This window comes from Bacteroides sp. BFG-637, from assembly GCF_024793605.1.
GTDB classification, from domain to species: Bacteria; Bacteroidota; Bacteroidia; order Bacteroidales; family Bacteroidaceae; genus Bacteroides; species Bacteroides vicugnae.
Window position 1 is genome coordinate 4,949,205 of record NZ_JANUPD010000002.1, and the last position, 14,109, is coordinate 4,963,313.

Here is a 14,109-nt window from a genome sequence, read left to right on the forward strand (position 1 = left end):
AAATTTACAAAAACATTTGTTTAGTTGAGCAAAAAGCTAAGACTTTTAATCGGATTCGTGTGAAGTTAACGATTATAAACCACCTACAGCCTAAACAAAACAGGTATCTCCTTGTTTTAGTGGGAAACCTAAAAACACTTAACTTATGAATTATGGAATTAGTATTTTATTCAGGGCAATCCCTTTGTTGATGGCTGTTTTTTGCTTCGGATACGGAGCGTTCATTTATGATTATGGAGATGCCGGCGGTCGTGTTGTAGCAGGCCCTGTGATATTCTCATTAGGTATGATATGCATTGCGCTGTTCTGCACGGCTGCTACTATTATCCGGCAAATCATACATACATATAATCAAGCTGCGAAGTACGGTTTACCAATACTCGGCTATCTGGCAGCTATAGTGACTATAATCGGAGGTATCTGTGTTTTCAGTAATGCAGACGGTACTTCAGCTTTTGTGGCAGGCCATGTAATAACCGGCGTAGGTTTTATTACAGGTTGTGTAGCCACTGCTGCCACCTCCTCTACCCGTTTTTCTTTGATTCCGGGAAACTCCAGAGGCACGGGTAATGAAGTTCCTGAAGGAGCATTTACTTTAGGTCAGGAACGGGCATTGGAAATCATTGTCATTCTCATTTCTCTTATCGCATGGATATGGGCGTTTGTTTTATTGGCTAACAGTCATGTGCATCCGGCATATTTTGTAGCTGGTCATGTAATGGCAGGGCTTGCCTGCATTTGTACCAGTCTGATCGCATTGGTAGCTACCATAGCCCGTCAGATACGCAATGTATATTCGGAAAAAGAACGTTCACAATGGCCCAAACTCGTTTTATTGATGGGATCCATTTCTTTTATCTGGGGATTTTTTATAATCTTAGCCGATTCAGGCAGTGCCAACGGTACTACCGGATATATCATGCTTGGACTAGGTTTAGTCTGTTACAGTATTTCCAGTAAAGTCATTCTTTTGGCTAAAATTTGGCGGCATGAGTTCAAACTCGCCAACCGTATTCCTTTAATTCCGGTATTCACAGCATTGGCTTGTCTGTTTTTGGCGGCTTTTGTATTCGAGCTTGCCACTGTAAATGCAGATTACTTCATTCCGGCACGTGTGTTATCAGGACTCGGAGCGATATGCTTTACGCTGTTTTCTATCGTTAGTATATTGGAGAGCGGCACGTCTTCCAAATAAAAAAATATTCTATAAAAAGGGCGTCACTATGTGCCCCGGATAGTGACGCTATCCAGGGCACATAGTGACGCTATCTTGACAGTATAGCGTCACTCTTTTATTTTTTGAATCTAACCTCATACAAGTCATTCCTGCGGTCTTTCAAGTTACGTACACTACCATACGTATGCAGTTCGTTCAGCAAATCCAGATCAACATCCGATACCAAAATCATTTCTGTGTTAGGAGTTGCCTCCGCCCTCTTTCCGTCCGTTGGAAAAGCAAAATCGCATGGGGTAAACACACCCGATTGAGCATATTGAATATCCATATTGTGCACACGAGGAAGGTTTCCGACACTTCCGGCAATGACTACAAAACATTCATTCTCAATAGCACGCGCCTGCGCACAAACACGAACACGGGAGTAGGCATTCTGGGTATCTGTCAGGAAAGGAACAAATAATATCTGCATTCCCTGATCTGCCATCAGGCGGGAAAGTTCGGGGAATTCCACATCATAGCAGATTAAAACTCCGATCTTTGCACAATCCGTATCAAAAGTGTTCAGAAGTTTACCACCGTTCAGTCCCCAGCTTTTTATTTCATCGGGGGTGACGTGCAATTTCTCGTACATTTCATAGGTTCCATCCCGTCGGCAAAGGAAACCTACATTATAAAGCAGTCCGTCCTCTTTTACGTATGGCATACTTCCGGTTATAATGTTGATATTATAGCTAATAGCCAGATTCATAAACCGTTCCCGAATCTCATCGGTATACTTTGCCAATCCGCGAATAGCCTGTGATTCTCCTTTATCATTATACTTCGACATCAAAGGAGCATTGAAATATTCCGGGAAAAGAACAAAATCACTTTTATAATCGGATACTGCGTCCACGAAGAATTCTACTTGTTCGAACAGGTCGTCCAACGTTTTATAGCTACGCATCTGCCATTGCACTAATCCTACACGAACCGTAGTTTTAGGACTGATATATTCTTGCGTAGGTGGCTGATAATAGATATTATCCCATTGAAGCAAACAGGCGTAATGTTTCGATTCTTCGTCATTCGGCAGATAATTGGTCATCACCTTTCGCACGTGAAAATCATTCGATAGCTGGAAAGTTAGTACCGGATCATAAATCTCGCGTTGACGCACTCGTTCGATATATTCTTTCGGACGCATTTTGTCAGCATATTTATGATAATTCGGGATACGTCCGCCAAACATGATAGCTTTCAGGTTCAATGTTTCGCAAAGCTCCTTACGATATTCATACATACGACGTGCGAGACGCAAACCACGATAGCTCGGGTGGATGAATACTTCAATGCCATACAAGATATTTCCTTTGGGATTATGCGTATTGAATGTTTCCTTCCCTGTCACTTGTGCATACGTATGATCGTTCTTTACTTTATCATAATCAACAATGATAGAAAGAGCACAACCAACTATTTTATCATCGACTACTGTAACAATCTGACCTTCCGGAAAAATTTTAATTAACTTCTGGATCTGCTCACGAGTCCAAAACACATCGCTACCATCAGAATAGACGCGGGTAAACGACTGGGATAACTGTACATAATCTTCTATTTGCAGATTGCGTATCTGCACTTTATTAATTTTTATCGGATGTTGTTCCATAACAATACGTGTTTTTATATAAAGACTGTGCAAAGGTACTGTTTATCTTTATATATTGTCATTGCAGAATTGAAAATACATTATACTTAATTTTAATACACGGTTCAGAAATGGCTACAGTGCTTTAACATCACATAATTTTTACACAGATTCTTGCACTATTTAATTTGCGACTTCCAAAAATTATCGTACATTTGCAACGCATAACATTTTATTCACAGAAGCAGTGAACCTGCTTCAACTCCAGTAGCAGGCATTTTTATGCCTGTTGCTGTCGTAGATACGCGGTTTCGTACCCCCCGTGGGGAACGTTAATGCGTCCCCAGCTTCTGTGGAGTGTTATGCAACGGGAAAGGCGGAACCGTTTTTTTATTCCCGCCTATCTTAAAACCGTTGTATCATGCATGAAGAACAAAACAGTGCACCTGTAAAAGCCGTTCGAAGCAATCGGCAGGAAGCAGAATTTCCTAATCTGGAAGAAAAAGAAAACCTAAAACAGTTTTATTTAGCCCAATCACGACGACTATGCCCTACCGTATCGGTCGATCGTTCTGAATCACAACGTCTGGGAGCGTTACACCACAAAATCAAGCATTTTATTAAGGCGTTGACCAACCTCGACCGTCCATGGGAAAATGGGATGCCGGAGATGCAAAAGGCTTGCCTGCATTTCTTTACTTTACAAAATTCACCTCGCACAGAGTGTCAAAAGATTTTTGAAGAATGGGCGAAATGGTCGAACTTCCTGATATCAGCTTCTTGCTATCGTGGTTTTGTCAGTCAGATGTTACAAGATTATCAACGTCAATTACGTGACTTGGAAAAGCTCTTGGGCGGCAAACCCTCCGAAACTTCGGAGAATATATCTGGCCGTTAAGTCATACAGATAGATGTTACATTTATCATTCCTATACTGTATCTATTTTAGTGTAGCATTAGGTGAAATAATCCATTTAAAGACATACGAATGCACACTTTATAGGATGATAACCTGTATTTGACAGCTTAATTATCTATGGGGAGCGGCAGTATTTCTATAGTTCACAAGTGTGTGCCGTACAGCCCACGCATGTAAACCATACAGCCTACATATGCAGGCTATACAGCACACACTTGTGGGCTATAAACTTATCGCCGTTTAAGTCGGATTTTTGAGCTGCGATATTCGGATTTATATGGCTTCATTGTGACAAAAACAAGCCGTTTTATGCTTATAGGATATTTATATGGCTATTTTGTAGATGATAGGTAACCCGTTTTTACTGATAAAAGTATGATAGATACATTTTTCAAAAGCTATCTATCATAGATACTACATTGATAATTAGAATATTACTAAAATAAATGATAGCATGATAGATAGTTTTTTCATTATGTAATGTTTAGTTCAAATCCGTACCATTTACGAATATATTCTTATGAGACAAAGTTTCTCTAGACCAAATCCCCTGAATTTACAACTACTCCTAAAAGCTTCAAATAAAAACAATTATGACACCATACCATTGGTACGATGTCATAATCTCAACAGAATCATGTCAGGAGGCCGAAGTCATAATGACATGATGAAATTACACTAACCTAATTTATTTGTCTTTCTTCCAAAGTTTGCTCATATCTTCCAGTGTCTTGCCCTTCGTTTCAGGTACCCAACGCCAAACGAAGATGGCAGCAGCTACGCAGATAATGCCATATAAACTATACGCAAACATCGGGCTGAAATCGTACAATGCCGGGAAAGTAGAAGATACGATATAGTTGAATATCCATTGGAAAGCTACGGCGATTGCCACTGCTTTACCACGGATGGTATTCGGGAAGATTTCCGAGATCAACACCCAGCAAATCGGTCCCCAGGACATCATGAAAAATGCTGCATATACAATCACTGAAAGTACCGGAAGGATACCCTTTATTGCCATGCTGTCACACATTGCTACTGCAAATGCACCAACAGCCATACCAATAGAACCGATTATCAATAGTGGTTTACGTCCGAAACGGTCTACAGTGAAGATAGCAACCAGTGTAAAGATAATGTTTACAATACCCATAATCACAGTTTGCATCATGCCACCTCCTTCTGCACCTGCATTTTCAAAAATACGAGGAGCATAATATAGTACCGCATTAATACCGATAGCTTGCTGGAATACAGAAAGCAAAATACCGATCACAATTACTGCCACTCCATAAGTAAAGATTTTCTCCGTCTTCTCATGAGCAGTAGCTTTAATATCATTAAGGATTTCCTGTGCTTTTGTCTTACCATTGATCTTTTCCAGAATTGAGTAAGCCTTTTCGTCCTGCTGTATCAATACAAGATAACGAGGAGTCTTCGGAACAAAGAACAACAACAGGCCAAAGAAAGCGGCTGGGAAAGCTTCCGAACCGAACATGTAACGCCATCCTTCATAAACAGTCCACATATCAGATTCAGAACTAACAGACAGCACACCGGCTGCATCTTTCAAAATAACAGGATTCTGATGGTCGCCCATAATCAGGTAATTCACAAAGTACACTACCAACATACCGAAGATGATAGCAAACTGGTTACACGATACAAGCGTTCCACGAATATTGGAAGGGGCTATTTCAGCAATATACATCGGACAGACTGCAGAAGCCAGTCCTACTCCGATACCGCCCAAAACACGATACAGATTAAAAGCAATCAGCAAATCCATGTTCGGCTTTCCATATTCGAAAAATAAGAATTCCGGATAATAGGAACCTAATGCTGAAAGGAAAAAGAGTACGGCAGCAAGCCTTAAGGAATTACGACGTCCCAAACGGGAAGCAAATATACCAGAGATCGCACCACCCAGTACACAGCCAATTAATGCACTGGAAGAAGTGATTCCATGCATTACTTTATTATATTGAAAATCAGAGGCCGAAAGGAAAAATGCCTCCAAACCTTTCTCTGCGCCCGAAATAACGGCTGTATCGTATCCGAAAAGCAGTCCTCCCAAAATGGCGACAGAGGTGATCGAATATAGGTAGAGTTTACTACCCTCGTTCGTTGTATTAATCATGGTTATAAGTAGATAAAGTAGTGTTGTAGTAGTTGGAAATCTCACCACAGAGTGACACAGAGTTTCACAGAGAAATACAATATTAAATGAAAATGAACTCTGCGAGACCCTGTGCTACTCTGTGGTGAATTAATTATTAGCAATACATATTCAGAATTGCTTCATAAAGTTCTTGTTTACCGCTAGTCTGCTTCGGTTCACCGTTTGCTTTAGCATAAGCAACTACGTCTTCCAAAGTCAACTTGCCATCTTCAAATTCCTTACCTTTACCAGCATCGAATGAAGCGTAACGGTCAGACAACATTTTCTTATATGGAGATTCGTTCAACAGAGCAGCTGCACTTTCCAATGCACGAGCCATAGCATCCATACCTGCGATATGAGCAATGAAGATATCTTCCAGGTCAGTAGAGTTACGACGAGTTTTAGCGTCGAAGTTTGTTCCACCGTTACCCAAGCCACCATTACGGATAATTTGCATCATAGCTTGTGTCAGTTCGTAGTTATCAATCGGGAACTGGTCTGTATCCCAACCATTCTGATAATCACCACGGTTAGCATCGATAGAGCCCAACATACCGTTGTCTACTGCTACTGCCAATTCGTGTTCGAAAGTATGGCCAGCCAAGGTTGCATGGTTTACTTCAATATTCACTTTGAAATCTTTATCCAAGCCATGAGCTTTCAGGAAGCCGATTACAGTTTCTGTATCTACATCATACTGGTGTTTAGTTGGTTCCATCGGTTTCGGTTCGATCAGGAAAGTACCTTTGAAGCCACGAGCACGAGCATAATCACGAGCCATAGTCAGCATTTTTGCCAAGTGTTCTTTTTCACGTTTCTGATCTGTATTCAGAAGAGACATATAGCCTTCACGGCCACCCCAGAATACATAGTTCTGGCCACCCAGTTCGATCGTTGCGTCGATTGCATTCTTGATCTGAACAGCAGCACGAGCTACTACGTCAAAATCAGGATTAGTAGCAGCACCGTTCATATAACGTGCATGACCAAATACGTTGGCAGTACCCCACAACAGTTTGATGCCTGTTTCAGCTTGTTTCTGTTTTGCATAAGCTACGATTTCTTTCAGATTAGCTTCGTATTCTTCGATGCTTGCACCTTCAGAAACCAAGTCTACATCGTGGAAACAGTAGTACTCGATACCCATTTTCTGCATGAATTCGAAACCTGCATCCATTTTATCTTTTGCAGCTTGTATAGCGTCAGCATTACTATTCCAAGGGAATTGTTTTGTTCCGCCACCGAATTGGTCACCGCCTTCAGCGCACAAAGTATGCCACCATGCCATAGAAAATCTCAACCAATCTTTCATCTTCTTACCGTTGATTACCTTTTCAGCATCGTAGTAACGGAATGCCATCGGATTCTTACTATCTTTACCTTCGAACTTAATCTTTTCAATTCCCGGGAAAAATTCTTTTGTTGCCATAATTCTTTTATTTTTAAATGGTTATTATTTAGATTGTTAATTATTTATCTGAAGAAAGAGCCGGAGCCGGTATGTTACCAGTCATCGACTTTTCAAGGCGGTATTTCCATTTTGCATAGGCATCAGCATATTCCTGACGTTTCGCCACATTAGGCTCGATCACATCCAGTTTATCAAGCGTAGCAAATGCTTCATTGTTATCTTTGTAGATGCCTGCACCGATACCTGCACCTTTCGCGGCTCCTACTGAACCGTCTGTATCATAAAGCTCGATAGTGGCTCCTGTAACTCCCGCCAACGTATCGCGGAAGATAGAACTCAAGAACATATTAGCATGTCCGGCATGGATCATCTTCACGGGAATTCCCATCTGCTCCATGATATCAATGCCATATTTAAAAGAGAATACGATACCTTCTTGAGCGGCACGGATAATGTGGTGTTTGCCATGGGCATTGAAGTCCAATCCACGGATGCTGCAACCGATTTCTTTATTGTTCAGCATGCGTTCGGCACCGTTACCAAAAGGTAGAATACTGATTCCCGCACTACCGATAGGAGCTTTGGAAGCCAACACATTCATTTCATTATAAGATATTCCTTCGGGAGCAATGTTGCGTTTTACCCATGAATTAAGAATACCTGTTCCGTTGATGCAAAGCAATACTCCCAGACGTGTCTGGTCTATTGTATGATTGACATGGGCAAAGGTATTGACACGTGACTGCGGATCATAGTTCACTTCACCGTTCACACCATAAACCACTCCTGATGTTCCCGCCGTAGAAGCAATTTCGCCCGGGTTGAACACGTTCAGAGAGAGAGCATTGTTAGGCTGGTCACCTGCACGATAAGTAATAGGTGTTCCTTCTTTCAATCCAAGTTCTTTGGCAGTCATTGCACTGACGCGTCCTTGTTCTGCGAAAGACGGTTTAATATCTGCAATCAAAGAAGAGTCGAATCCGTAATAATCCATCAGGAAGTCAGCCACCCGGTTGTTCTTAAAATCCCAGAACATACCTTCCGAAAGTCCGGAAACGGTTGTGCAAATCTCTCCACTCAACTTCATGGCAATATAATCACCCGGCAACATTATCTTGTAAATCTGCTCATAGATGGCAGGTTCGTTTTCTTTAATCCATGCCAACTTGGAAGCTGTAAAGTTTCCCGGCGAGTTCAACAAATGAGAAAGACATCTCTCCTCTCCGATTGTTTCAAATGCTTTCTGACCGTATGGCACAGCACGGGAGTCACACCAGATAATAGCAGGACGCAATACACGCTGACTCTTATCGACACATACCAATCCGTGCATCTGATAAGAGATACCGATGGCTTTTATTTCAGCAGCACTCACTCCGGATTCGGTCATAATAGCCTGTGTAGCCAACTTTAAGTTTTCCCACCAACTTTCCGGATCTTGTTCCGCCCATCCGGGATTCACTGCAATAATATTCGCTTCTGTTTTCGGAAAAAATGCCGATGATACACATTTGCCTGTTTCAGCATTCACCAAACTCGCTTTTACAGACGAGCTACCTATGTCATAACCTAATAGAAACATAATTTTATTTACGATTAAACGATTTACTATTTACGATTTAACGCTCAATGTCCGACAATTAATGCTATAACATTCAACGCCTAATACTTAATACCTAATACTTAATACTTGAATAAGGTCTACCTTCTCACCTTATTATATATCTTCTTATCAAATTTATAATAACGGGCAGCACGGTGAGCCACTCCTTGTTGTTTTTCTTCCAGAGGAACTACATATTCCATCATGGCTATTTTCTTATGGAAGTTGCGTACATCCACAGCTTTGTCGTATACTAATTCAAAAAGGGTTCTTAATTGTGCAGCTGTAAATTTGCGCGGAAGCAGTTCGAACAACATGGAAGGATTAAATTCTACAAACTGACGAATATAAGTCATAGCTTCCTTAATAATCAGATTATGGTCGAAAGCCAATGTTTTCACATCTTTCAAAGCAATCCAACAAGCCTGATGATCGTCCAGATTCTTATCCAGTGTGCGGTCAATCTTCACCATCGACAAATACGCAATAGTTACAATGCGTTCCACTCTTGACTGCATAGCTCTTTCCAGCCAACGTACATCTTTCGGATTACTTGTCCTGTTTTTAGAACCGAATGCTTTAAACTGCATCAGATTCACATTTTTAAGTCCTGTCAGTTCATACAAAACTCGTTGCGCTGCTTCATCCAGGTCTTCATCCATATATATAAGACTTCCGGGAAGTTTCATATCGTGATATACTTCTCCATTATCTTCACCTGCACGTTTTACAAGCAACACTTTCAGTTGTTCTCCGTCAAAACCAATCACTACACAGTCCACTGATATATGATTGTTTGCTAAAGGTGTATTTTTCTGTAAATTTTGCATATCCATTTCTTTAAGACGGTGCAAATATAGAGGCTAAAACTCATCAAAACAAAAATAAGAACCATGCTATAAAACATTGTTTTTCATATAAATACATATCATACATTCTACAATATGAATAGTTAGTGTTATCTTACGAATTACAATATGTATTTTAGTATTTCCGCGAGTGAGTAATTGTACAAAGTACAAAAACTAGATGGACGCTTTATTATCAGTACTTTTCATATCATCTTCATCAGATACCGGCAAAGGTACTTATTGTATTTTAAACGATATGTCATTTTGTACCTTATCGTTTTTTATTCTATCTTTGTCGGGTAAATATTAAAAAAACTAAAATGGAACGTCATCCAGTCATTTTATCCATTGCCGGCTCCGATTGTTCGGGAGGCGCAGGTATTCAGGCAGACATAAAAACAATCTCCGCTCTAGGTGGCTATGCGGCATCGGCTATTACTGCCATCACCATACAAAATACACTGGGAGTACGTGCCGTACAGTCTATCGCCCCTGATATTGTTCGTGGACAAATAGAAGCAGTGATGGACGACCTGCAACCGGTTGCCATCAAAATAGGAATGGTAAATGATATTCAGATTGTTCGTGTGATTTCCGACTGTTTACAAAAATATTCACCTGCATACGTCGTCTACGATCCGGTAATGGTGTCTACCAGCGGAAAGAAACTCATGACAGATGAAGCTATAGAAGAAATAAAAAAAGAACTTTTGCCGCTTGTGACATTAATCACTCCCAACATCGACGAAGCGAAGGTGCTTACAGGCAAAAGTATTCACAACATTCAGGACATGCAGGCGGCTGCCAAAATGCTGACGGACGATTATCATACTAGCATCTTGTTAAAAGGCGGACATCTGGAGGGAGACAATATGTGCGACCTTTTGCACACGTCCGAATCTATCTACCATATATATGAGGAGAAAAAGATAGAAAGCCATAACCTGCATGGAACGGGGTGTACCCTCTCCTCTGCCATTGCTACTTACCTGGCCAAAGGATACCCCATGCGAGAATCCATCCAGCATGCTAAAACGTATATCACGCAAGCTATTATCGCAGGAAAAGAATTGAATGTCGGACACGGCAACGGCCCTTTATGGCATTTTCCGGACTCCGTTGCACAAATGTGTACATTTTGTGCGGTTGTATCATAAAAATACGTAACTTTGCACCCGCAATTAAAAATCAATTAAATAATAAAAATATGAAAGCATTTGTATTTCCCGGTCAAGGCGCTCAATTTGTAGGAATGGGTAAAGACCTGTATGAAAACTCAGCTTTAGCAAAAGAATTGTTTGAAAAAGCAAATGATATCCTCGGATATCGCATTACAGATATCATGTTCGATGGCACAGATGAAGACCTCCGTCAGACAAAGGTTACCCAACCTGCCGTATTCCTTCATTCTGTTATCTCCGCTCTTTGCATGGGCGATGATTTCAAACCGGAAATGACAGCCGGCCACTCACTCGGTGAGTTCTCTGCATTGGTAGCTGCCGGTGCATTGAGTTTTGAAGATGGACTGAAACTTGTTTATGCTCGTGCAATGGCTATGCAGAAAGCTTGTGAAGTTACTCCTTCCACAATGGCTGCCATTATTGCATTACCTGATGAGAAAGTAGAAGAAATCTGCGCAGCAGTAAATGCCGAAGGTGAAGTTTGCGTACCGGCTAACTACAACTGCCCGGGACAAATCGTTATCTCCGGTTCTGTACCAGGTATCGAAAAAGCTTGCGAACTGATGAAAGCTGCCGGAGCTAAACGCGCTCTTCCGCTGAAAGTAGGTGGTGCTTTCCATTCTCCATTAATGGACCCTGCCAAAGTTGAATTGGAAGCTGCTATCAAGGCTACGGAAATTCATACTCCTAAATGTCCGGTATATCAGAATGTAGACGCACTTCCTCACACTGATCCTGCAGAAATCAAAAAGAACCTGGTTGCCCAGCTGACTGCTTCCGTACGCTGGACACAGTCTGTTAAGAATATGGTTGCCGACGGTGCTACTGATTTTACAGAATGTGGCCCGGGTGCAGTACTTCAAGGACTGATTAAGAAAATTGACGGTACTGTCAACGCTCACGGTATTGCATAAGCATCCGTAAGAAAGAGTTTATCTTTAAATATATGAAGCGTGTTGGTAACTATTGCCAACACGCTTTTTTATATTAAGCCTATTCATAGCATACGGACTAACATGTTGTATAACACCCCGTTACTTTTCTTTTCCGGCAAACTTTCCGTATCTTGCTATTGTTTTTATTACAGGAATCATTTACTCAAATTTATGAGCCATGAAAATACATGAATATCAAGCGAAAGAGATTTTCTCCAAGTACGGAATACCTGTCGAGAGGCACACTTTATGCCGTACAGCCGCAGGTGTCATAGCCGCTTACCGGAGGATGGGAACAGACAGAGTGGTTATAAAAGCACAGGTATTAACCGGAGGACGGGGAAAAGCCGGAGGAGTGAAACTGGTAAATAATACGGAAGACGCTTATCAGGAAGCTAAGAATATTCTCGGAATGAGTATTAAAGGACTTCCGGTCAATCAAGTACTGGTTAGTGAGGCGATAGATATTGCTGCCGAATATTATGTCAGTTACACCATCGACCGGAATACACGTTCTGTCGTTCTGATGATGAGTGCATCCGGTGGTATGGATATCGAAGAGGTAGCCCGTCAAACACCGGAAAAAATCATCCGATATTCAATCCATCCATTTATTGGTCTTCCCGACTATCTGGCAAGGCGTTTTGCTTTCTCCCTCTTTCCTCAAATGGAGCAGGCGGGTAAAATGGCGGCCATCCTTCAGGAACTTTATAAGATCTTCATGGAAAATGATGCATCATTAGTGGAAGTAAATCCGCTGGCACTAACCAAGAAAGGTACGTTGATGGCTATTGACGCAAAGATTGTTTTTGATGACAATGCGCTCTATCGCCATCCGGAGGCACATGCTTTATTTGATCCGACGGAGGAAGAAAAAATAGAAGCAGACGCTAAAGATAAAGGATTCAGCTATATCCACATGGATGGTAACATCGGCTGTATGGTAAATGGTGCCGGACTCGCTATGGCTACTATGGACATGATTAAACTTTATGGAGGTCAGCCAGCCAATTTTCTCGACATTGGTGGTAGTTCCAATCCTGTCAAGGTAATTGAAGCCATGAAACTTTTATTGCAGGATGAAAAAGTGAAAGTGGTCCTGATTAATATTTTCGGAGGAATCACCCGCTGTGATGATGTAGCAATGGGGCTTCTTCAAGCATTCGAGCAGATAAACAGTAATGTACCTGTTATCGTACGGCTTACAGGCACTAATGAGCATATCGGACGGGAACTGTTACGGAATTACAGCCGTTTCCAAATAGCCACAACGATGAAAGAAGCTGCCCTTATGGCTCTGAAAGCGTAATAAGTACCCAAATCATTAATAAATAAAGCAATTATGAGCATATTAATAGATAAATCCACCCGCCTGATTGTACAGGGAATTACTGGGAGAGACGGACTTTTCCATGCCAAGAAGATGAAAGAATACGGAACCCATGTTGTTGGAGGAACTTCTCCGGGCAAAGGAGGAACAGATGTAGGCGGCATCCCCGTATTCAACACTATGTATGACGCGGTTGAACAAACGAAAGCCAATACTTCTATCATTTTTGTTCCGGCACGTTTTGCGGCAGATGCCATTATGGAGGCAGCAGATGCGGGCATCCGGTTAATTGCCTGCATTGCTGAAGGAATCCCCACGCTGGATGTGATTAAGGCGCACCAGTTTGTCGAACAAAAAGGTGCTATGCTGATCGGCCCCAACTGTCCGGGACTGATCTCTCCGGGAAAAAGTATGGTGGGCATTTTACCGGAACAGGTCTTTTTAGAAGGAAATGTCGGAGTTATCAGCCGTAGCGGAACACTTACTTACGAAATTGTGTATCACTTAACGGCGAATGGCATGGGACAATCCACTGCTATCGGCATCGGAGGTGATCCTGTTGTAGGTCTTCATTTCCGTCAACTGCTGGAGATGTTTCAAAATGATTCGGAAACAGAAGCGATCGTCCTGATTGGAGAGATTGGAGGAAACGCAGAAGAACAAGCGGCTGAGTATATCCGCAATAATGTAACTAAACCTGTAGTGGCATTTATTGCGGGGCAATCAGCTCCTCCGGGGAAGCAGATGGGACATGCAGGAGCTATCATTTCAGGAAGTTCCGGTTCGGCAAAAGAGAAGATTGAATCTTTAAAAGCTGCCGGTATCCGGGTGGCACAAGAGCCTTCGGATATACCGAAGCTATTGAAAAGATAAAATCCAAAAGAGAAATAAAAGACAAAAGT

The 14,109-nt window shown here is 41.7% G+C and carries 11 protein-coding genes; 6 read left to right on the top strand and 5 right to left on the bottom strand.

Features of this window, described 5'->3' with window-relative positions; all coding sequences use genetic code 11:
• Positions 1 to 145 precede the first annotated feature (145 nt).
• On the top strand, positions 146 to 1,195 hold the full coding sequence (locus tag NXX38_RS19225; protein WP_258980698.1) for a DUF2776 domain-containing protein: 1,050 nt from the start codon (positions 146 to 148) through the stop codon (positions 1,193 to 1,195).
• Positions 1,196 to 1,292: 97 nt separating this feature from the next.
• Here NXX38_RS19225 and NXX38_RS19230 read toward each other — a convergent pair whose 3' ends face one another.
• Entirely contained in the window at positions 1,293 to 2,831 is a 1,539-nt protein-coding gene (locus NXX38_RS19230) for a carbon-nitrogen hydrolase family protein (RefSeq protein WP_195650285.1), read from the bottom strand.
• A gap of 400 nt (positions 2,832 to 3,231) precedes the next feature.
• Between NXX38_RS19230 and NXX38_RS19235 the strand changes: the two genes are divergently transcribed.
• Complete coding sequence (locus NXX38_RS19235; protein WP_148366635.1) at positions 3,232 to 3,708, top strand: hypothetical protein; 477 nt, start codon at positions 3,232 to 3,234, stop codon at positions 3,706 to 3,708.
• A gap of 709 nt (positions 3,709 to 4,417) precedes the next feature.
• Here the strand turns inward: NXX38_RS19235 and xylE are convergent.
• The 4 genes from xylE to NXX38_RS19255 form a co-directional block, all read right to left on the bottom strand.
• Positions 4,418 to 5,872 carry a D-xylose transporter XylE gene (gene xylE, locus NXX38_RS19240; RefSeq protein WP_258980700.1) on the bottom strand — a complete coding sequence of 485 codons (1,455 nt, stop codon included), beginning with the start codon at positions 5,870 to 5,872 and terminating at the stop codon, positions 4,418 to 4,420.
• Between the two features lie 136 nt (positions 5,873 to 6,008).
• Complete coding sequence (gene xylA / locus NXX38_RS19245; protein WP_148366633.1) at positions 6,009 to 7,325, bottom strand: xylose isomerase; 1,317 nt, start codon at positions 7,323 to 7,325, stop codon at positions 6,009 to 6,011.
• Positions 7,326 to 7,365: 40 nt separating this feature from the next.
• Positions 7,366 to 8,889, bottom strand: a complete 1,524-nt coding sequence (locus tag NXX38_RS19250; RefSeq protein ID WP_217722879.1) for a xylulokinase — start codon at positions 8,887 to 8,889, stop codon at positions 7,366 to 7,368.
• Positions 8,890 to 9,008: 119 nt separating this feature from the next.
• Positions 9,009 to 9,740, bottom strand: a complete 732-nt coding sequence (locus NXX38_RS19255; protein WP_117513002.1) for an NrtR DNA-binding winged helix domain-containing protein — start codon at positions 9,738 to 9,740, stop codon at positions 9,009 to 9,011.
• A 341-nt stretch (positions 9,741 to 10,081) separates the two neighbouring features.
• Here NXX38_RS19255 and thiD point away from each other — a divergent pair, with 341 nt between their 5' ends.
• The 4 genes from thiD (at position 10,082) to sucD (ending at position 14,080) form a co-directional block, all read left to right on the top strand.
• Entirely contained in the window at positions 10,082 to 10,918 is an 837-nt protein-coding gene (thiD, locus tag NXX38_RS19260; protein ID WP_004295872.1) for a bifunctional hydroxymethylpyrimidine kinase/phosphomethylpyrimidine kinase, read from the top strand.
• Positions 10,919 to 10,968: 50 nt separating this feature from the next.
• A complete protein-coding gene (gene fabD / locus NXX38_RS19265) occupies positions 10,969 to 11,856 on the top strand; it encodes an ACP S-malonyltransferase (protein ID WP_148366631.1) in 888 nt (295 codons plus the stop codon).
• A gap of 199 nt (positions 11,857 to 12,055) precedes the next feature.
• Positions 12,056 to 13,186 carry an ADP-forming succinate--CoA ligase subunit beta gene (gene sucC, locus NXX38_RS19270; protein WP_258980704.1) on the top strand — a complete coding sequence of 377 codons (1,131 nt, stop codon included), beginning with the start codon at positions 12,056 to 12,058 and terminating at the stop codon, positions 13,184 to 13,186.
• Positions 13,187 to 13,219: 33 nt separating this feature from the next.
• A complete protein-coding gene (gene sucD, locus NXX38_RS19275) occupies positions 13,220 to 14,080 on the top strand; it encodes a succinate--CoA ligase subunit alpha (RefSeq protein ID WP_258980706.1) in 861 nt (286 codons plus the stop codon).
• Positions 14,081 to 14,109 lie beyond the last annotated feature (29 nt).

Excerpts from the sequence above, each read along its gene's own strand:
- NXX38_RS19225 (WP_258980698.1), top strand. The coding sequence starts at position 146 with ATGAATTATGGAATTAGTATTTTATTCAGGGCAATCCCTTTGTTGATG.
- NXX38_RS19230 (WP_195650285.1), bottom strand. The coding sequence starts at position 2,831 with ATGGAACAACATCCGATAAAAATTAATAAAGTGCAGATACGCAATCTG.
- NXX38_RS19235 (WP_148366635.1), top strand. The coding sequence starts at position 3,232 with ATGCATGAAGAACAAAACAGTGCACCTGTAAAAGCCGTTCGAAGCAAT.
- xylE (WP_258980700.1), bottom strand. The coding sequence starts at position 5,872 with ATGATTAATACAACGAACGAGGGTAGTAAACTCTACCTATATTCGATC.
- xylA (WP_148366633.1), bottom strand. The coding sequence starts at position 7,325 with ATGGCAACAAAAGAATTTTTCCCGGGAATTGAAAAGATTAAGTTCGAA.
- NXX38_RS19250 (WP_217722879.1), bottom strand. The coding sequence starts at position 8,889 with ATGTTTCTATTAGGTTATGACATAGGTAGCTCGTCTGTAAAAGCGAGT.
- NXX38_RS19255 (WP_117513002.1), bottom strand. The coding sequence starts at position 9,740 with ATGCAAAATTTACAGAAAAATACACCTTTAGCAAACAATCATATATCA.
- thiD (WP_004295872.1), top strand. The coding sequence starts at position 10,082 with ATGGAACGTCATCCAGTCATTTTATCCATTGCCGGCTCCGATTGTTCG.
- fabD (WP_148366631.1), top strand. The coding sequence starts at position 10,969 with ATGAAAGCATTTGTATTTCCCGGTCAAGGCGCTCAATTTGTAGGAATG.
- sucC (WP_258980704.1), top strand. The coding sequence starts at position 12,056 with ATGAAAATACATGAATATCAAGCGAAAGAGATTTTCTCCAAGTACGGA.
- sucD (WP_258980706.1), top strand. The coding sequence starts at position 13,220 with ATGAGCATATTAATAGATAAATCCACCCGCCTGATTGTACAGGGAATT.